Origin of the sequence: Mycobacterium haemophilum DSM 44634 (assembly GCF_000340435.2) — a bacterium.
Classification (GTDB): domain Bacteria; phylum Actinomycetota; class Actinomycetes; order Mycobacteriales; family Mycobacteriaceae; genus Mycobacterium; species Mycobacterium haemophilum.
In genome coordinates this window covers 2,781,594-2,800,263 of sequence record NZ_CP011883.2, presented here as the reverse complement: position 1 = coordinate 2,800,263, position 18,670 = coordinate 2,781,594, and the positions used below count along the sequence as shown (strand labels likewise).

The following is an 18,670-nucleotide window of genomic DNA, read 5'->3' as shown; positions in this document are numbered from 1 at the left end:
GCGTGGCTGCTGACGCGCTGACCAGCATTGGGTTGCTGACGTGCTCAGGCGCGCGGCCCGGTGGCGGGCCCGCCAATTCTGTTAGGCTTCGCGCCATGCAGGTAGCACCCGGCGTTATGGCGTGCTGTGTCCTCGTGGACTGTTGTCGCTGACTCCAAACCCGTGCGCGGTCTGGTATGGAGTTCGTGAATTCTCCCCAGTTTTAGGTGCCTTTCCGCAGCAACGGAATCGAAATATCTACGTCCCGCATTGGAAGGCCGTTCATGCTTAACGACATTGGGCCAGTACTGCGCTGGCGGTATTCGATGGTCGTCGTGGTCGCGCTTGCTGTGACCGTCGGTGTGGTTGCTGGGTGTCGTGGTGGTGCTAGTGACGTCGTTGGCGGCGGGCTGGGTAACGCGCATACGAGTATCACGTTGGTCGCTTACTCGGCCCCGGAACCCGGGTGGAGCAAGGTGATTCCGGCGTTTAATGCCGCCCGGTCGGGTGATGGTGTGCAGGTGATTACGTCGTATGGTGCGTCTGGGGATCAGTCGCGTGGTGTTGTCGACGGCAAGCCAGCAGACCTCGTGAACTTCTCGGTCGAAACAGACATCACCAGATTGGTCAAGGCCGGCAAGGTTTCTTCAGCCTGGGATACCGACGCCACCAAGGGCATCCCGTTTGGGTCAGTGGTGACCTTGGTGGTGCGCACCGGCAATCCCAAGAACATCAAAGATTGGGATGACCTGGTGCGCCCCGGGGTGGAGGTGATCACTCCCAGCCCGCTGAGCTCGGGCTCGGCCAAGTGGAATCTGCTCGCTCCGTACGCCGCCAAAAGCGGAGGCGGCCGCAATAGCGCGGCGGGGATTGACTTTGTGAAACGGTTGGTGGCCGAACACGTCAAATTGCGGCCAGGATCCGCGCGAGAAGCCACCGATGCCTTTGTCCAGGGCAGCGGCGACGTGCTGATCAGCTATGAGAATGAGGCCATCGCCGCCGAACGCCAGGGTAAGCCGGTCGAACACATCAACCCGCCGGTGACCTTCAAGATCGAAAATCCGTTGGCGGTGGTGAGCACCAGCGCGCACCTTGAGGTCGCGACCGCGTTCAAGAACTTCCAATACACCACCGCCGCGCAGGGGTTGTGGGCGCAGGCGGGTTTTCGGCCGGTGGATCCGGCGGTCGGCGCCGATTTCAGTGACCAATTCCCGGTGCCGGTGAAACTGTGGACGATCGCTGACCTGGGTGGCTGGAACACGGTGGATCCGCAGCTGTTCGACAAGAACACCGGCAGCATCACCAAGATCTATATGCAGGCCACCGGATGACGGCTGCGCTCATCGTTACTCGTTGCTCGGGCCGGCTCGGTAGCACCACGTCAGTTCGGGTCGGTGCGGCGATGGTGTGGCTTTCGGTGATCGTGCTGCTGCCGCTGGCCGCCATTGTGTGGCAGGCTGCCGGCGGCGGCTGGCGAGTCTTCTGGCTAGCGGTCACCTCGCATGCCGCGATCGACTCGTTGCGGGTGACGCTGACCATCTCCGCCGGTGTCGCGGTCATCAACATCGTGTTTGGTCTGCTGATCGCCTGGGTACTGGTGCGTGACGACTTCGTTGGCAAGCGGCTAGTCGATGCGATCATCGATCTGCCGTTCGCGTTGCCCACTATCGTCGCCAGCCTGGTGATGCTGGCCCTCTATGGGAACAGCAGCCCGGTGGGTCTTCATCTGCAGCACACCGGATGGGGCGTGGGGGTGGCGCTGGCGTTCGTCACGTTACCGTTCGTGGTGCGCGCCGTCGAGCCGGTGCTGTTGGAGATCGATCGTGACGCCGAACAAGCAGCGGCGTCGCTGGGCGCCAACGGTCCGAAAATCTTCCTCTCGGTGGTTTTGCCGTCGGTGACTCCGGCGTTGTTATCGGGTGCGGGCCTGGCGTTTTCGCGGGCGATCGGCGAGTTCGGTTCAGTGGTGCTGATCGGTGGTGCGGTGCCGGGGAAGACCGAAGTGTCATCGCAGTGGATCCGGACCTTGATCGAGAACGACGACCGCACTGGTGCTGCCGCAATATCGATTGTGCTGCTGTCGATCTCGTTTGTCGTGCTCTTCTTGCTGCGGGTCGGTGGCGCGCACGCGGCCCGACGCGAGGAGATGACTGCGTGACGACATCGCCTCGGGTTCGCTATCTGCTGCGGTCTGTCGCCCTGGCCTACATTGTTGTGCTGCTGGTCATTCCGGTGGCACTGATCCTATGGCGGACCTTCGAGCCGGGTTTTGGCCAGTTCTGGGCTTGGGTCAGTACCCCAGCGGCGGTATCGGCGCTGAAGTTGTCGCTTCTGGTCGTGGCGATCGTGGTTCCGCTGAACGTGGTCTTCGGAATTCCAACAGCATTAGTGCTGGCGCGCAACAGATTTCGAGGAAAAGGTGTACTGCAGGCGATCATCGATCTACCGTTCGCGGTCTCACCCGTCATCGTCGGCGTCGCACTGGTCGTGCTATGGGGATCGGGCGGCGCGCTGGGCTTTGTGGAGAAGGATTTGGGGTTGAAGATCATCTTCGGCCTGCCCGGCATCGTGCTTGCCAGCATCTTCGTCACCCTGCCCTTTGTGGTACGCGAGGTCGAACCGGTGTTGCACGAACTGGGAACCGACCAAGAGCAGGCGGCGGCAACACTGGGTTCGAAGTGGTGGCAGACGTTTTGGAGGATCACACTGCCATCGGTCCGGTGGGGCCTGACCTACGGCATTATGCTCACCGTCGCCCGTACGCTGGGTGAATACGGCGCGGTCATCATGGTGTCGTCCAACCTACCGGGGCAGTCGCAAACGCTGACGCTGCTGGTCGCCGACCGCTACAACCGGGGGGCTGAATACGGCGCTTATGCGCTGTCCACGTTGCTGATGACGGTATCGGTGGTGGTCTTGATCGTCCAGGTCAGTCTTGACGCCCGCGCGGCCCGAGCAGCCAGAAACGTCTGACAAGGAGACGCCGGAGATGATCGATGACCCGACTCGCCAGGGCGCGCACGCGATCATCGTGCGCGACGCCCACAAACGGTACGGCGACTTCGTGGCCCTGGACCACGTGGACTTCGTGGTGCCCGCCGGTTCGCTGACGGCGTTGCTGGGGCCCAGCGGTTCGGGCAAATCGACGCTGCTGCGCACCATCGCCGGCCTCGACCACCCCGACACCGGAACCATCACGATTAACGGTCGCGACGTGACCCGGGTGCCGCCGCAGCGCCGCGGCATCGGATTCGTGTTCCAGCACTATGCCGCCTTCAAACACCTGACTGTGCGCGATAACGTGGCCTACGGACTCAAGATTCGTCGACGCCCCAAGACCGAGATCACAGCGAAGGTCGACCACCTACTAGAGGTGGTGGGCCTGAGCGGATTTCACAACCGTTACCCCAACCAGCTCTCCGGTGGTCAACGTCAACGGATGGCGTTGGCTCGAGCACTAGCGGTCGATCCACAGGTGCTGCTCCTCGATGAACCATTCGGCGCATTAGACGCCAAGGTCCGCGAGGATCTGCGCGCCTGGTTGCGGCGCCTGCACGACGAGGTGCACGTCACCACGGTGCTGGTCACCCACGACCAGGCCGAAGCACTCGACGTCGCCGACCGCATAGCCGTACTCAACAAGGGGCGCATCGAGCAGATCGGATCCCCCACCACCGTCTACGACTGTCCGGCGAATCCGTTCGTCATGTCTTTCCTGGGAGCGGTATCCACCCTGAATGGGAGACTGGTTCGACCACATGACATCCGGGTCGGCCGCACCCCCAACCTCGCGGTCGCCTCCGCTGATGGCACCGCAGAATCCACCGGCGTCACCCGGGCCACCGTCGACCGGGTAGTGGTGTTGGGTTTCGAGGTACGAGTCGAGCTGACCAGCGCGGCAACACAAGGCAGCTTCACCGCCCAGATCACCCGCGGCGATGCCGAAGCACTCGCCCTGCGAGAAGGCGACACCGTCTACGTGCGCGCCACCCGAATACCGCCAATCGCCCATGACATTTCGGTCACCCGCTACGACGACGGCACCGCCGACGAAGACCAAAGCGCCCTGACGCCGGCATGACCCGGGCAGACCCGTGCCACGCCAGGTCCGGCGGGCACAGGTGCCTGACAGCAACATCGAGCTGCGCGGCTGTCAGGCCGCAATGCGGTCGTCCAGAGTTTTCCGGGCGTGTTCGTAGCGATCTAATGCGGTCGCGGCCACCAATGTGTGCGCACCCAGCGGTTGTGCCATCGCGATGCCGGCGTCCCGTGCGTAGGTCTGTACCCGGTCGGGCAGTAGACCCGGCGCCAGAAACCACGGCGCTATGACTACCCGGCGGGCACCTTGGCGACGCAACCGGCGAACCGCATCGGCCGGGGAAGCATCGGGTCGGGTGACGAACGCGGTGGTCACTCCGGCCCACCGGGCCCCCGCTGCCAGCTTCGACGCGACCGTCGCGGTGCGCGCATTGGCTGCGGGCATTGACGAGCCGATCGCGACCACGACCACACCCAGCGTGTCATCGAATGGCGAAACGCCCAGCTCGATCAAGCGCTCACGCAGCACCGACACCAGCCGATCGTCCACATCGAGCACATTGGCCTGTTGCACACGGTGATTGGCGCCGCAGCGTGCGATCTGACCCGGGATGTCGACGCGCGCGTGGTAGGCGTCAGCCAACAGCAGCGGGGTTACGACGGCATGGCCCGAACACCCGTTGAGCACGTCGACCAGGTTCGGCGTGTTGAGCTCGCAAAACGCCAGCCGCACGTCGAGGCCGGGACGTATGCGCCTCAACCGGGCCGCGACGGCCCGTGCGTTGGCTGCCGACCGTGGATCCGCACTCCCGTGCGCGGTCAGTACGAGGGTAGTCAGCGCCGCTCCTCCTCATCGCTACGTTCTGCATCGTCGCCGGCGCGGGTAGTCACGAGGCGTGCAACCCGCATTCGGTCTTGGTCAGCCCCTGCCAGCGTCCACTGCGCGGGTCGGCGCCCTGGGCCGGTTTGACTGTGCAAGGAGCGCAGCCGATCGACGGATACCCCTCGTGGACAAGCGGATTGACCAGCACGTCGAACTCGGCGATGTAATCCTGCATGTCTTGGTCGGTCCACTCCGCCAGCGGGTTGACCTTCACCAGCTTGAACGCCTCGTCGAAGCTGATCAGCGGGGCGTTGGCGCGGGTTGGTGCTTCGATCCGGCGTAGCCCGGTCACCCAAGCGGAGTAGTCACGCAGTGTTTTGCCTAAGGGCACGACCTTGCGTAGTCGGCAGCATTCGCCAGGGTTATGGGCGAAGAGATCGCTGCCCAGCGATTGGTCCTGCTGGGCAGGCGTCTGCTCCGGAGTGACGTTGAGTACCCGGATGTCGTAGACGGATTCGACGGCATCTCGGGTACCGATGGTTTCTGCGAAGTGGTAGCCGGTGTCCAGAAAGATCACCGGTACGCCTGGGCGCACCTTGGCGGCTAGATCCACCAAGACGGCGTCGGCCATATTGGAGGCCACCACGTAGTTGCACGTTGCCCCTTCGCGGTGTCCCCCGACAACCCCGTCACCGCCGAAGATGTCGTCGGTCCACCGCAACAAATCGATAGCGCTGGCACCGTCGAGTTCGGCCGCGCCGCGCGCCGCCAGCTCACGTAGCTCGTCTTCGGTCGGCCTAGCAGCTGGGGTGCTCATCGCAAGTCGTCTTCGTCGGCTCGAATAACCCACTGCGCGAAGCGCTCACCGTCGCTGCGATGCTTAACGAAGTTGCGAACCACCCGATCGATGTAGTCACCCAGCTCGTCGCTGGTGACCTTATGCTGGCGCAGTTTGCGGCCGAAACCGCTGTCCAGGCCGAGGCTGCCGCCCAGATGCACCTGGAAGCCTTCGACCGAGCCGCCGTGACCGTCGTCGACCATCTGGCCTTTGAACCCGATGTCGGCGATTTGAATTCGCGCACAGGAGTTCGGGCAGCCGTTGATATTGACTGTGATCGGCACGTCAAGCGTGGAATTGATGTCGGCAAGCCGGCGCTCGAGCTCGGGCACCAAAGACTGTGCCCTGACCCGAGTTTCGGCGAACGACAACTTGCAGAACTCAATCCCGCTGCACGCCATCAAATTTCGGCGCCATTGCGACGGCTGAGACCGCAGACCCAACGCTTCCAGTCCGGCGACCATGTCATCGAGTAAGGCATCGGGTATGTCGAGGATGACCAGCTTCTGATACGGGGTGAACCGGATCCGGTCCGACCCGGCCCGCTCGGCCAGGTCAGCCACCGCAGTGAGGATGGTGCCGGACACCCGTCCGGCGATCGGAGCAACCCCAACGGCGTTGAGCCCGTTCTTGAGCCGCTGCACCCCGACGTGATCAATCGGATGCTTGACCGGCTCGGGGGCTGGGCCGTCGATCAAAGGACGCTTGAGGTACTCCTGTTGGAGAACTTCCCTAAATTTCTCGATACCCCAGTCTTTGATGAGGAACTTCAGCCGCGCCTTAGCCCGCAGCCGCCGGTAGCCATAATCACGAAACAGTGAGGTGACGGCCGCCCACACCTCGGGCACCTCGTTTAGCGGAACCCAGGCGCCGACCCGCTGGGCCAGCATCGGGTTGGTCGACAGACCGCCGCCGACCCACAGGTCCAGGCCGGGCCCGTGTTTGGGATGGTTGACGCCGATGAACGCGATGTCGTTGATCTCGTGCGCGACATCCTGCAGACCCGAGATCGCGGTCTTGTACTTGCGCGGCAAGTCGGCGAAGTCAGGTTTGCCGATGTAGCGGCGCACAATCTCGTCGATCGCCCAGGTCGGGTCCAGCACCTCGTCCAGCGATTCACCGGCCAGTGGTGAGCCGAGCACTACCCGCGGGCAGTCGCCGCACGCCTCGGTGGTCTGTAGTCCGACCTCGGCCAGCCGCCGCCAGATTTCGGGAACGTTTTCCACCTCGATCCAGTGGTATTGCACATTTTCCCGATCAGAGATGTCGGCGGTATCGCGAGCGAACTCGGTGGAGATCTGGCCCAGCGTGCGAAGCGCGGCAGTCGAGATCGCGCCGCCGTCGCAGCGCACCCGCAGCATGAAGTATTTAGCTTCGAGCAGCTCAATGTTCTCGTCGCCGGTCCAGCTGCCGTCATAGCCCTGCTCGCGCTGGGTGTAGAGGCCCCACCAGCGGAAGCGCCCACGCAGATCGGTTTTGTCGATGCTGTCGAATCCAGCTTTGGCGTAGATGTTTTCGATGCGCTCCCGCACGTCGAGCGGGTTGCCGGCCTTCTTGAGTTCCTCGTTGGCGTTGAGCGGCTCATGATTTCCCAGCGCCCACTGGCCCTCGTTGCGAGCCTTTGCCGGACGGGCTGTGGTCATTCGGGGGTTCTCCTTCACAAACATTGCCGACGTGGACCGCGCAGCTCACCGATGTTTCGGCGGCGCAGATCCGATGACCAGCGGGTAGTGCGAGTAGTCGGGTCTACGGCATCAAGGCAGACAGCAACAGCTGCAGACACGTTTGAGATCGACATGCCGCCGCGCCACCAGCGCGATGCGCAAGTTGGGGCGCGGCCTGGGGTTGGCGACGATCACGCCGCCATTCTGCCACGGATAACGACGAGCCGCTCAACCAGGTCAAATTTCTTCTCACGATGATTAAAAGTACCGAACAAACCTGAGTGATCGGGTAAACAAAACCGAGAATCTGCTGAGAGGCCCGCTTATTCAGCTCTGGGTCGACCTAGTTGTCATGCGATGATTTGGCATGACCCTTCTTCGGGCACCGGTGGAGTTGCCCGGCGTGCAGCTCAGTGCCGGACAGCCATTCGGGGTGTATGTGCATGTCCCCTTCTGTGTGACCCGTTGTGGTTATTGTGATTTCAACACCTACACCCCAGCCGAGCTGGGTGGTGTCAACCCCGACGCTTGGTTGGCGGCACTGCGGACTGAGCTCGAGCTGGCGGCCGCGCGGCTGGCCGCGCCTACGGTGAACACCGTGTTTGTCGGCGGTGGGACGCCCTCGTTATTGGGCGGTGAGCGCCTGGCCACGCTGCTCGACATGGTGCGGGAGCATTTCGTGCTGGCGCCGGATGCCGAGGTGAGCACCGAGGCCAATCCCGAGTCCACCTGGCCGGACTTCTTCGACGCGATCCGCGTGGCTGGTTACACGCGGGTATCTCTCGGCATGCAGTCGGTGTCGCCACGGGTGTTGGCCGCCCTCGACCGGGTGCACTCGCCGGGCCGGGCAACGACCGCGGCTCGCGAGGCGATGGCCGCGGGCTTCGAACACGTCAACCTCGATCTGATCTATGGGACGCCGGGGGAGTCCGATGATGACCTGGTGCGCTCCGTCGACGCTGCGATCGAGGCCGGTGTCGATCACATATCCGCGTATGCCTTGGTGGTCGAGGACGGCACCGCGCTGGCGCGGCGGATCCGGCGCGGTGAGCTGGCTGCTCCCGACGACGACGTGCAGGCGCATCGCTACGAGCTGGTCGACGCGCGCCTGTCCGCCGCCGGGTTGAGCTGGTACGAAGTGTCCAACTGGTCTCGACCAGGCGGTGAATGTCGGCACAACCTCGGCTACTGGAACGGTGGTCAATGGTGGGGCGCAGGACCGGGCGCGCACGGCTACGTCGGCACGACGCGCTGGTGGAATGTCAAGCACCCCAACGCCTATGCTCAGATGCTGGGCAATGCAATGCTTCCCATTGCGGATTTCGAGCAGCTTAGCGTGGATGCTCTGCACACCGAAGACGTACTGTTGAAAACCCGTCTGCGCCAAGGGCTCCCGCTTGCCCAGCTGGGGGCTGCCGAACGCAAACGCGCCGAGGACGTGGTCGCTGACGGTCTGCTGGTATTCGAGGGCGACAGTCTGGTGCTCACCCCGCGCGGACGGCTGCTCGCCGACGCGGTGGTACGCACGCTGCTGGGATAACCCGGTTGGCCGGATTGCGCCGACCGCAGCTTAGAACCAGTGTCCGACCATCCGGTTGATCTCGATATACAGCGGGATTCCAACGGTGACGTTGTAGGAAAATGTCAAACCCAGTGATGCGGCTAACGGCAGGGTCGGGCTGGCCTCGGGGATCGCCAGCCGCTGGACCGCGGGGACGGCGATGTAGGACGCCGCTCCACATAGCGCCGCGAACAGCACGTAGGTTCCCGGTTTGAACCCGGTGTGGGTCAGGTAGGCGTAGCTATGAGCGACGATGATCCCAAGCAGCGCAAAGAGATTCGGTGCCAACAGGCCGAACAAGATGAAGCCGAATCCCGCCGATCGCAGGTCTTTTAGCTTCCGGGACGCCGTCATGCCCATCTCGAGTAGGAACAGGCACAGCACGCCCTGGAAGGCCATGACGAAGAATCTGTCGTCGTCTTGAACGACCTTTTGTCCCTGCAGCCCACTGATGAGGCCGATGAGGATGCCGCCGATGAGGAGAACGAGTCCAGGGTTTAGGAAGACTTCCTGCAACAGCTTACGGGAGAACACCGGCATCCTCTTGGGTTTCTCCAGGGGTGTGCGCTGGTCGGGCTCCCAGTTCGGATGCGCTAGCTTTTCCATCGAGAGTTCCAGTTCTTGCTCGACGCCCCGTTCGCGCTGGGCCTCCAAAGTCCGGCCATGCGGCGGCCGCGCGGCCGTGCCCGGCCCGACCCCCACCTTGACCGGCGGGGCGTAGCCCGACTCACCAGGCAGGTATCCGGCTTGGCTCAAACCCTTGTGGCGGAGCCGCGCGACAAGATACAGCGCCACCAGACAGCCTGGGATCTCCATCACCGCAAGCATGACCGGCATGTAGGCGTTGAACGTCATGCCGATGGCGGTCAGCACGGCCACGCACGCGGCAAAGGTCCCTGCCGAGTCCGACGCGTAATAACCAGCGACCGTTGCTACGTCGACTCTCCGCATCGAACTCAAGCGACCCAGCAACAAGTAGGCCAGCCCTCCGATCAGGAAGTTCAACACGAAGCCGAGCAACACAAAGCCAGCGATGTTGCCGACCTCGCTAGGCCTGACCTTGGCTAGCTCTTCGCCTCCGTGCCAGCCGATGGCAAGCAAAAGATACATGGTCAAGCCCTGGTAGATCACGTACGGAAACTCGAAGCGTACCTTCAGGATTGGGATCAAGAACCCGAAGTAAAAGAACAGCAGGAGTGGCTTGAACAGGTTGTGGGTGAAATTATCGCAAAATTCTTGAAGCATTGAGCGGCCCTCCCGTGCTCGCTGCGGCGTTCACGGAAGCACCGAACGTCGGCGGCGCGACCATGAACATCCAGACAAATGTCGAAACTTAGACCTGCTCAGGCCAGTCCGCCACTCAGTACACGCGCTGGCTTGTGAGGTTGATGGCCAAACGCGACCTGTAAGCCCTGATGCAGGGCGGCCGAGATAGTCAATAGGCATCGATAGGCCCACTACCGGGCGTTCGAAACCAGCGAAGGACGCACCTCGACGCCGCGTTTGCGATGTGTCACGGACTGCCACGCCGATGGTGAATAGTGTGTGGTGGTTTCTCGAAGCCGTCGATGCGGGTAACCGTAAGTACGCCTGTCTCTTGGTTAATCGTGAGTTCGTCGCGGTCGGATGCCTGCACTTCTTCGCCGTCCGTAAGCCGGATTACGAACATGATTGCGTTCCTCTCAATCGATGGGTGGCGGGCCGCGATCGGGCGGCAGCGCGGCGAGCTACCCCATCGCATTAAAATTAAAGTTGTGTTAAGCCTTTTCGCTACCCGGTCAGTGGGCGCGATTCGCTATTCTCGGCCGTGCGGTGGCGCGGGTCTTCGTACACAACCGCCACGTCCCACACGAGGCTGGCAGGCGGCCAATGGACGTGTCGGATATATCCACTAACACATTCACCGAGCCTCCTTTCCCGTGCGAACGGAGCCCCCGGTCCGCGCGCCCATCCGGGGCCACACGGCTTAGCGTGATGTTAGGAGAACTCTGGGGACAGCAACCGGCCAGTATGTAAACGGTTGGGAAAAGTTTGGGACCTTAGGGCGTCCGGGAGAAACGGCGTGATCCAGCGCGAAAGATGGCGCCAGACCAGCTATCGCTGCTGTTCTGGGTGAGATCTATCCGAGTAAGTGCGCCACGGGGGACAGGCCGCGCGGGTTTTTCTAGGTTAGGCTACGTTTACTAGCGTGACCGAGGTCGGCGTCGAGACAGGCTCCGCCGGCGCGCGCGGCTAGGCGCGTCGAGCGACCGGATGGATGCGCTGGAGGCGCTATTTCCTGCGGTCACCGCGTCGGGCATCCCGAAAGCAGCCGGCGTCGAGGCCATCTTGCGTCTTGACGAAGTCCCGCGTGGACTGTATTCCGGTGCCGTCGTGATGATTTCAGCAGATGGCGGGCTGGATGCCGCGTTAACGCTGCGAGCAGCCTACGAGTGCGACGGGAAGACCTGGCTGCGGGCCGGTGCCGGCATCATCGAAGGGTCACAACCCGAGCGCGAATTCGAGGAGACCTGCGAGAAGCTGTGCACACTGGCGCCGTATTTGGTTGCGCGCCAGTAGTTTCTCATCCACGTTGCCTCGTCGCGGCCGCAGGTTCTGGAACTGCCTAGATTGCATCTGCACAACCGGGTTTAGGGCCTTTCGGCCCTAGTCGAGGTATATGTCCACCAGCGATGCTTCGGCCACAGCCGCAACCGATACGGGCGAATATGAAAAGAAAGCGGGGTTCCTGCGTCGTGTGTGCACCCGGGATCTGCCAGTGGTCATGTCTTTGCTCCGCAAGCCCGTCTCTGGCCCGCCGGCGTGGCTGATTTGAATGTGACTAGCATCTACAGTTAAATTGAGTGTTACTTAGCGAAACACATAACTAGGGAGGTGTCGTGTCCAAGGACTTGACCAACCTGCAGCTACTCCGTGAGCTTGAACCCGTGGTTGAGCGCCTGCTCAACCGACACCTGTCGATGTTCAAAGAATGGAGTCCGCACGACTACATTCCGTGGTCGGACGGCAAGAACTACTACGCCCTCGGCGGAGACAATTGGGAACCCGGGCAGAGCCAGCTCTCTGACGTGGCTCAGGTCGCGATGGTGCAAAACCTGCTGACAGAGGACAATCTGCCGTCGTATCACCGCGAGATCGCGATGAACTTCAGCATGGATGGCCCTTGGGGGCAGTGGATCAACCGGTGGACAGCCGAGGAAAACAGGCACAGTACGGCGCTGCGCGATTACTTGGTGGTGACCCGCGCTGTCGATCCGGTCGAGCTGGAGAAGCTGCGCCTGGAGCAAATGACTAGAGGCTTCAGCCCAGGCCAGAACCACCAGGGCGACGTGTTTGCTGACAGCCTATTCGACTCCGTCATGTACGTTTCATTTCAAGAATTGGCAACCCGGGTGTCGCACCGCAATACGGGACAAATCTGCAACGAGACGATCGCGGACAAACTGCTCGCCAGGGTGTCAGCAGACGAGAACCTGCACATGATCTTCTATCGGGATGTCAGCGCAGCCGGTCTCGAGATTGCGCCTAACCAGGCGATGAAGTCGGTGCACCGGATACTGCGTAACTTCAAAATGCCCGGGTTCACGGTCCCGGAGTTCCGGCGCAAGGCTGTGATCATCGCCGTCGGCGGCGTCTACGATCCGCGGATCCATCTCAACGAGGTAGTCATGCCGGTGCTGAAGAAGTGGCGGATTTTCGAACGCGAAGACTTCACCGGCGAAGCCGCCTGGATGCGCGACGATCTTGGCTTACTGATTAAAGAGCTCGAGCAAGAGGGCGAGAAGTTCGACGAATCCAAGCAGCGCTACCTTGACCGCCAGTCCCGCAGAGTCGAGAAGATCACGGCACGCAACGTGCTCAAAACCAAAGGGACGCTGACGCTTAGCGGACGGTGATCGCTACCGCAGTGGGCAGCGGGTCGCGGCTAGTTGTAACAGTCTTAGCCCGCTTCGTTAATGACTGTGTTAGCGGACTCGGCATGCCAAAGAGAGTCTCCGATAAAACGCGCCGCATAAGCCATGGCTTTGGCGGCATCGGCTGTCAGCCGCGGTAGCGACTGGAATACGTGCACTTGGTCGGGCCACACTTGCAACTCGCAACGGCCGCCAGCGGCCTGGATATCGGCGGCGAGTTGCCGCGCGTCGCCCTCCAGCATTTCGGCTCCACCGACCTGGATCAGTGTCGGCGGAAGTGCTGGCCCCCCGGTGACGTTGAGTGCCAGGCGATGGTGGGTCGGGTCGATCCCGGCGTGGTAGAGGCCGACCACGCGGGCGGCGGTCGCCGCCCGAACGGCGGGATCGGGGCGGATCCGTTCGCGAGCCGTCGACAACGCGAACGTGAGGTCGATCAACGGCGAAAACAACACCAGTGCCGCCGGAGGCTGTGCTGCGACCTCGGGTTGCAGCAGCATATCCACCGACAGATGTCCGCCTGCCGAATCAGCAACGACCACAATGCGTTCCGCTGGCAAGCCGCACGTTTGCAGCAACCAGTCCCAGCCTGCCCGCACGTCATTGGCTGCGGTGGGAAACCGGTAACGCGGCGCGAGGCGGTAGTCGGCACAGAACACCGGCAGCCCGGTCAGCGACGACAGCCAAGACGTCAACCGTCGATGCGTTCGGGGTGAGCACATGGTGTAGCCGCTGCCGTGCACGAAGTAGATCACCGCCCCGGCAGTGCGTCGGGTGTTGGTTGCGCGGCGGCGCGGCCCGTACACCCATTCCCCGACGACGCGCTGGCCATCGGACAGCACGGAGTTGACCTGTTCGACGCGAGTACCCGCCAACGACGGCCCGAGTGTGCCCATGAGCCGGGCGATGATCTGGCGCGCCATCCAGACCCCCCACGCTCGCTCCGGCTGCAGCAGCCCGGTGATCCGCGGCAGCGTGAGCGCGCTGATCGCTACCGCGCCGCGGGATCGCCAGGATCCGCGGGTCGGTATGCCGTCGGTCATGAATCGTAGTCAATCGCAAATGGTGCCATGAATCAAAGTCAGAGATATCCGTAGCGCCGTCGCCGCCAGTGTGCGCTATCGGCCCGCGACCCGGCGTGTCAGTAGTATCAATGGTCAGATGCCGGGATTCCCGTCGTGTCGCTCTGGTATGTCTTTTCGTGCCAACCGGTTTCCGCAGCTCCGCCCGCTTTGATGATCAGATTCGTGATGTAGCCAGGATTGCTCGACTCCGTACAACGTAAAACCTAAGGTCAACACAGTTTTCGTGTGAACAGTCAGCAGTAACTTCGGACTAAACCGAAATGTCGGTGGGCTGGGCTAGCTTGCGGGCATGGGTTGTGGCGAGGGTGTTGATGGCCTGCTCAGGCGCAGGGCTAGCGAGCGCACTCCCGCGTATTCACGTTCGATGATCCGTTGGTGCAGTTGGTCCCTGCCGATGGGCGCGCTGATGCGGGAAATCGCGCCAACCTCGTTCGCCGAGAGTTTCAGAGAAGCGGTTCTCGAGTTGCTGGAAACGGGAGATCGGTAGGTCGGCAAGGAGTGCGTTGGCAATGCGGCAGACCTCTTGCAGGTAGTGGCGGGCTTCATCGCTGGGAGTGAGATCGTTGGGCGGCCAGCGTAGTTCGTGGCACCCTCTGGTCAGGCCCACCAAGGGCTGGCGGCCGACGCGATTGTTGAGCCGCACCAAATATCGGGCTCCGTCAGCGTGGTCGTGGATGTTCAGTTCGATGCCGGGGTCGCCGACGACAACATGGGCACTTAGCGCCCGATAGACCAATTCCGACAAGGTCGATCCCGACGGGGCAAATCCTGGAGCGGGGAGGTAGTGTGCCAGCTCATCGTCTTCGGCGGCAACCCAGGCCGCAAACGCATCGTCGTCGATGCCGAACCTTCGGAGGGCGCCCTTGGCGGTGATCACAAAAGCCGGTGCACCATCGGCGGCGTGGGTCGCGGTAGTAGCGTCGAGCATCATCGCCTCCAATTCACCTGTCCGTTGACCGCATCCTTCGGATGGAACCTAGGTCACCGATCGCCAATATGCAACAAAGAAGAGTAAAATATAATTAAATTACGTAGGTTTACGTGAGTCGATAGGCTCCAGGTCGACCACTGCAAGATCTACCGTGACACGGCTGGCTCGTTCATCGCTGTTTCGTATGTATTTGTGACGTAGTATGTAGCACCTGATGACAGGACATCCGGAGCACTTCGCCACTAGAGTTGCGCAGCGGCGCCGGAGTCTCGGAATGACGCTGGTTGATGTCAACCGCCATGGTGGACCTACCGCGCCGACGCTGGCCAAGGCAGAAGCGGGAGCACTTGAGGATCCGCGTCCCAGCACGCTGTCGAAGTTCGATGTCGGACTTCGCTGGCTACCTGGTAGTGCGGCCAGTGTCTACTGGGGCGGTGATGAGCCGAAAACTCGGCAGGACGTCGGTAAGCGCGCGGTGCTGGAGCCCGCGGGCGGGGCGGTGGCCTTGCCGCTGGACCGGATCCTGGCGATGATGACGACTCAGGCGCAACTCAACGACGTGATTGATGGCCACTCGCACGAACCCATTCCGTCCGGCGAAATCCGACCCCTCGTTGACGCCCTCAATCAGCACCTGAGCGTCATCGTCGGACTTTATGTGACAGATTTGCTCGAACGTAACCACACCAAGGGCGGCCAGCCGATGCAGCCGCTGCTGGAATACGCGTTTGCTGAGTTGCTTTCGGCGCCGGTCTCAGCAGATGATCCCGAGAAAGTTGAGAAGCTGTACCGACGATGGCTCCTAGGCCGCCTGGAAAGCATCGACGCCGAACTTGAGGCGTCATTTCGGCGGCGACTTCGACGCCGCAACCATCCACGAGAAGGGGCCGACGGATGATCGGCAGCAGCGACAGCGCGCTGACGTTTCCGGCCAAACTTAACCGGCTGTTCGACGTATATCGGTCACGGGATCAAGCCGAGCAGTCCGCCGACGACGTCGCGAGATCGGTGAGTCAGATCATTGGCCGCCCCGTCAGTGGTAACCAAATCCATGCCCTACGACATGACGGCGCAACCATCCCGGACGCAGACATCATTCGTGGGTTGATCACACACTTCGGGGTGCCCGCCGACTACCTGGCATCTACAGGGCCCCAAGCCGAGCACCTAGACAAGCAGCTTCGACTGTTGGCCGCCGCCCGTGACGCGGGTGTCAAGCGCCTTGCTTTGCGGGGCGGCGTGGCGATTGACGATCTGGACAGCATGCTTGAGGTGATCAACAAGGTACCTCCCGAAGTTCCTTGAATCCGGTGAGCAAACTTTGGTGAGTACGATGCGACGATGCAGTCAGGTCCGCGATGAGCCTGCGGGATAGAGTGGATGCGGGAGCTGAGCGAGTATGCCAGCTGGTAGGAGCATTGGATGTTCCATCGCCCTGGGATCTTGACGTCTTCATCAGCACTACCGCGCAGGCGCGTGGCAAACCGATACGGTTAATCCCTCATTCTGGGTTATCCGGCCCGGGGCAACCCTGCGGAGTCTGGATCGGCCGTCATACCGACGACATCATCGATCCGGCGACCGTCACCCACGTACTGAACCGCACATCGTATGACACTGAGCAGGAAAGCCAGGCGGAGCTTTTCGCATCTCTGATCAAGTCGGAATCACGAAAGGCCTACACCGCATCGAAATTCCTGCGCACATTTCTTCGCGATTAAAAGTCCAGGCAACGACAAGACAGGGCTGACGGGTAGGACATGGATTCAGGGATTCCCGAGTTGCTGTATGAACTCAGCGGATACCTGGTAACTCCGGCTCTCGGCCCCCTTTTCCTGGCGCGGCTGCTCGATCGCGCTGGAAGCGAGCCGGCGTGATGGTCACTGTCGGCGCGATCAGCCGGTCGGCTGATGCCCCAGTACTGCGGCCGACCGCCAAGGTCGCCGTTTTCCTGTTGGGGTTGTGCGCGCTGCTGAACATCTACTCGACCCAGCCTTTGCTGGCTGAACTGGCCGCGGTCTTTCAGGTGCCCGTTGACCGGGCGACGTGGACGATCACCGCGACGACGCTCGGCGTTGCAGTGGCGGCCCCGTTCGCCGGTTCGATCTCGGACTACCTGGGCCGCAAGCGGGTGATGCTTGCTGCGATCGCCATCACAGCGGCGGCCACCGTTGCGTGCACGGTCGCCTGGAGCTTCGGTGCGCTGCTGGCGTTCCGGTTCGTGCAGGGCATGCTGATCCCGTTTGTGTTCGCCGTCGCCGTCGCCTACATCGCCGAAGAACATGCCGGCGCGGCGGCGGTCGCGGCGAACGCGCTGTACGTGTCCGGCACGGCATTCGGTGGGTTCTGCAGCCGCTTTCTGTCTGGCGCGATGGCGACCCACTATGGGTGGCGCTCCTCGTTCGGTGCGCTCGCGGTCGTGCTGCTGGTTGTCCTGGCCACGACCGCGGCGTGGCTAGACCCGGACCGGCGATTCCGCCGCTCGGGTTCGCTGCTGGCCAGCGCACGCGGCATCGGTGCACACGTTGGCAACGGGCGACTGATCGGCACCTGTTTTGTCGGCGCGGCCATCTTGTTCCTGCAGGTCGGATCGTTTACCTACGCGGGGCTGTACCTGCAGGCACCGCCGTTTGGCCTGACCACGTTTCAGATCGGCGCGGTGTTCGCGGTCTTCCTGGTCGCCGTCGTCGTCACACCCGCGGCCGGAGCGCTGATCACCCGGGTCGGCCGGCCGTGCACCTACGGTCTGGCCAGCGCGGTGTCGCTGGCCGGCTTAGGCCTCACGCTCATCCCGACGACACCGACCGTGGTCGCTGGCCTCGCCGCGTCGGCCACCGGCGTGTTCTGTGGGCAATCCTGCGCCACGGGATACGCCGCCGCGGCCGGTGGTGCGGGGCGATCCAGTGCGGTCGGGCTGTATCTGACGTCCTACTATTTGGGCGGCAGCGTGGGAGCCGTGGCGCCCGCGCCGCTTTACCGGTGGGCAGGGTGGCCGGCCTGCGCCGGTTTGCTCGCCGCCGTGATCGTCATCAGCATGGTCGTCGCGGTCGTCGCCTGGCGCCCGGACGGGATGCACCGATGATCGACCTGGACGCCGCCGGCCTGCTAGCCGGAGATACAAGATCCTGAGCTGCTGCATAGCTTCGGCACAGGTTGCTCCGCGACGCTGAACCCAGCTCGGAGGTAACATGGCCGCTCGAGACACGAAACACCAGTAACAAGGTGCACCAGCTATATCATGCGCACCATCCATGGAACACGTGAACGGCTTCGTCAGTCTGCGGCCGTCCGCCCCGGTCCATCCCAATCGGAGGGGAAAGAGATGACCATAAAATCCATCGCCACCTGCGCGGCGGCGCTGGCCACAATCGGAGCCGCCGCCGGCGGACTGACATTGATGGCTACCCCGACTGGCCCGGGCGCGTCCCAGGTGCAATCCGTTGCCTTCGGTGTGCCGCTGCCGCAGGACCCGCCTCCGGCCCCGGGCGCAAATGTGCCGACCGTCGCCGAATTGACCGACCTGCTCAATAGCATTGTCGATCCCGGCGTTCCGTTCGCGGACAAGAGCAATTTGGTCGAAGGCGGCATCAGCTTTACCGAGGCCCATATCGGCGACCACGAGCTGAAAAAGGCGGCCCAGAACGGTGACCTGCCGTTGTCGTTTAGCGTGACGAATATTCAACCGGGCGCCGCTGGTTCAGCCACGGCTGACGTTTCCGTGTCGGGCCCGAAACTCAACCCGCCGTTGACGCAGAACATCACCTTCGTCAACCAGGGCAGCTGGATGCTGTCGCGCAACTCGGCGATGGAGTTGCTGCAGGCCGCTGGGCGGCGCTGAGC

General features: G+C 62.6%; 18 protein-coding genes and 2 pseudogenes. 12 read left to right on the top strand and 8 right to left on the bottom strand.

What is annotated here, in order from left to right; all coding sequences use genetic code 11:
* Window positions 1-263 precede the first annotated feature (263 nt).
* From B586_RS13165 to B586_RS13150, 4 genes are read left to right on the top strand one after another with little or no spacing between them, the layout of a single operon-like run.
* Entirely contained in the window at window positions 264-1,310 is a 1,047-nt protein-coding gene (locus B586_RS13165) for a sulfate ABC transporter substrate-binding protein (RefSeq protein WP_047315069.1), read from the top strand.
* Entirely contained in the window at window positions 1,307-2,137 is an 831-nt protein-coding gene (gene cysT, locus B586_RS13160) for a sulfate ABC transporter permease subunit CysT (protein ID WP_054879706.1), read from the top strand. Before B586_RS13165 ends, cysT begins: the two co-directional genes overlap by 4 nt.
* A complete protein-coding gene (gene cysW / locus B586_RS13155) occupies window positions 2,134-2,952 on the top strand; it encodes a sulfate ABC transporter permease subunit CysW (protein ID WP_054879707.1) in 819 nt (272 codons plus the stop codon). Before cysT ends, cysW begins: the two co-directional genes overlap by 4 nt.
* A 16-nt stretch (window positions 2,953-2,968) precedes the next feature.
* Window positions 2,969-4,060, top strand: a complete 1,092-nt coding sequence (locus B586_RS13150; RefSeq protein WP_054880918.1) for a sulfate/molybdate ABC transporter ATP-binding protein — start codon at window positions 2,969-2,971, stop codon at window positions 4,058-4,060.
* Between the two features lie 72 nt (window positions 4,061-4,132).
* Here B586_RS13150 and B586_RS13145 read toward each other — a convergent pair whose 3' ends face one another.
* The 4 genes from B586_RS13145 to B586_RS22800 all read right to left on the bottom strand — a co-directional run bounded on the left by B586_RS13145 (window position 4,133) and on the right by B586_RS22800 (window position 7,489).
* On the bottom strand, window positions 4,133-4,855 hold the full coding sequence (locus B586_RS13145) for a sirohydrochlorin chelatase (protein WP_054879708.1): 723 nt from the start codon (window positions 4,853-4,855) through the stop codon (window positions 4,133-4,135).
* A gap of 49 nt (window positions 4,856-4,904) precedes the next feature.
* Window positions 4,905-5,657, bottom strand: coding sequence for a phosphoadenylyl-sulfate reductase (locus B586_RS13140; RefSeq protein WP_054879709.1), 753 nt, complete (start codon window positions 5,655-5,657; stop codon window positions 4,905-4,907).
* Complete coding sequence (locus tag B586_RS13135) at window positions 5,654-7,321, bottom strand: nitrite/sulfite reductase (protein ID WP_047315140.1); 1,668 nt, start codon at window positions 7,319-7,321, stop codon at window positions 5,654-5,656. Before B586_RS13135 ends, B586_RS13140 begins: the two co-directional genes overlap by 4 nt.
* 111 nt (window positions 7,322-7,432) lie before the next feature.
* Window positions 7,433-7,489 (bottom strand): Ms4527A family Cys-rich leader peptide, encoded by a 57-nt coding sequence (locus B586_RS22800; RefSeq protein WP_369119892.1) that lies wholly within the window; start codon window positions 7,487-7,489, stop codon window positions 7,433-7,435.
* 220 nt (window positions 7,490-7,709) lie between these two features.
* Between B586_RS22800 and hemW the strand changes: the two genes are divergently transcribed.
* A complete protein-coding gene (gene hemW / locus B586_RS13130) occupies window positions 7,710-8,882 on the top strand; it encodes a radical SAM family heme chaperone HemW (RefSeq protein WP_054879710.1) in 1,173 nt (390 codons plus the stop codon).
* A 30-nt stretch (window positions 8,883-8,912) separates the two neighbouring features.
* On the opposite strand, the gene B586_RS13125 is transcribed toward hemW, so the two are convergent.
* Window positions 8,913-10,148 carry a sodium-dependent bicarbonate transport family permease gene (locus B586_RS13125; protein ID WP_054879711.1) on the bottom strand — a complete coding sequence of 412 codons (1,236 nt, stop codon included), beginning with the start codon at window positions 10,146-10,148 and terminating at the stop codon, window positions 8,913-8,915.
* 212 nt (window positions 10,149-10,360) lie between these two features.
* Window positions 10,361-10,572 (bottom strand): annotated as a pseudogene (locus B586_RS13120) (hypothetical protein).
* 554 nt (window positions 10,573-11,126) lie between these two features.
* Here B586_RS13120 and B586_RS13115 point away from each other — a divergent pair.
* Window positions 11,127-11,462 (top strand): annotated as a pseudogene (locus B586_RS13115) (chorismate-binding protein); the annotation flags it as partial.
* Window positions 11,463-11,782: 320 nt separating this feature from the next.
* Window positions 11,783-12,799: an acyl-ACP desaturase gene (locus tag B586_RS13110; protein WP_047315078.1), complete on the top strand. Its 1,017-nt coding sequence runs from the start codon at window positions 11,783-11,785 to the stop codon at window positions 12,797-12,799.
* A gap of 44 nt (window positions 12,800-12,843) precedes the next feature.
* On the opposite strand, the gene B586_RS13105 is transcribed toward B586_RS13110, so the two are convergent.
* A complete protein-coding gene (locus B586_RS13105) occupies window positions 12,844-13,857 on the bottom strand; it encodes an alpha/beta hydrolase (RefSeq protein WP_047315079.1) in 1,014 nt (337 codons plus the stop codon).
* 397 nt (window positions 13,858-14,254) lie between these two features.
* Entirely contained in the window at window positions 14,255-14,830 is a 576-nt protein-coding gene (locus B586_RS13100; protein WP_156406775.1) for a hypothetical protein, read from the bottom strand.
* Window positions 14,831-15,044: 214 nt separating this feature from the next.
* On the opposite strand from B586_RS13100, the gene B586_RS13095 reads away from it, so the two are divergent.
* The 5 genes from B586_RS13095 (at window position 15,045) to B586_RS13075 (ending at window position 18,668) form a co-directional block, all read left to right on the top strand.
* Window positions 15,045-15,728 carry a helix-turn-helix domain-containing protein gene (locus B586_RS13095; protein WP_156166319.1) on the top strand — a complete coding sequence of 228 codons (684 nt, stop codon included), beginning with the start codon at window positions 15,045-15,047 and terminating at the stop codon, window positions 15,726-15,728.
* On the top strand, window positions 15,725-16,135 hold the full coding sequence (locus B586_RS13090; protein WP_054879713.1) for a hypothetical protein: 411 nt from the start codon (window positions 15,725-15,727) through the stop codon (window positions 16,133-16,135). Before B586_RS13095 ends, B586_RS13090 begins: the two co-directional genes overlap by 4 nt.
* 53 nt (window positions 16,136-16,188) lie before the next feature.
* A complete protein-coding gene (locus B586_RS13085) occupies window positions 16,189-16,551 on the top strand; it encodes a hypothetical protein (RefSeq protein ID WP_156406774.1) in 363 nt (120 codons plus the stop codon).
* A 155-nt stretch (window positions 16,552-16,706) separates the two neighbouring features.
* Entirely contained in the window at window positions 16,707-17,912 is a 1,206-nt protein-coding gene (locus tag B586_RS13080; protein ID WP_168162592.1) for an MFS transporter, read from the top strand.
* A gap of 240 nt (window positions 17,913-18,152) precedes the next feature.
* Window positions 18,153-18,668, top strand: coding sequence for an MTB12 family secreted protein (locus B586_RS13075; protein WP_054879715.1), 516 nt, complete (start codon window positions 18,153-18,155; stop codon window positions 18,666-18,668).
* Window positions 18,669-18,670: the final 2 nt, after the last annotated feature.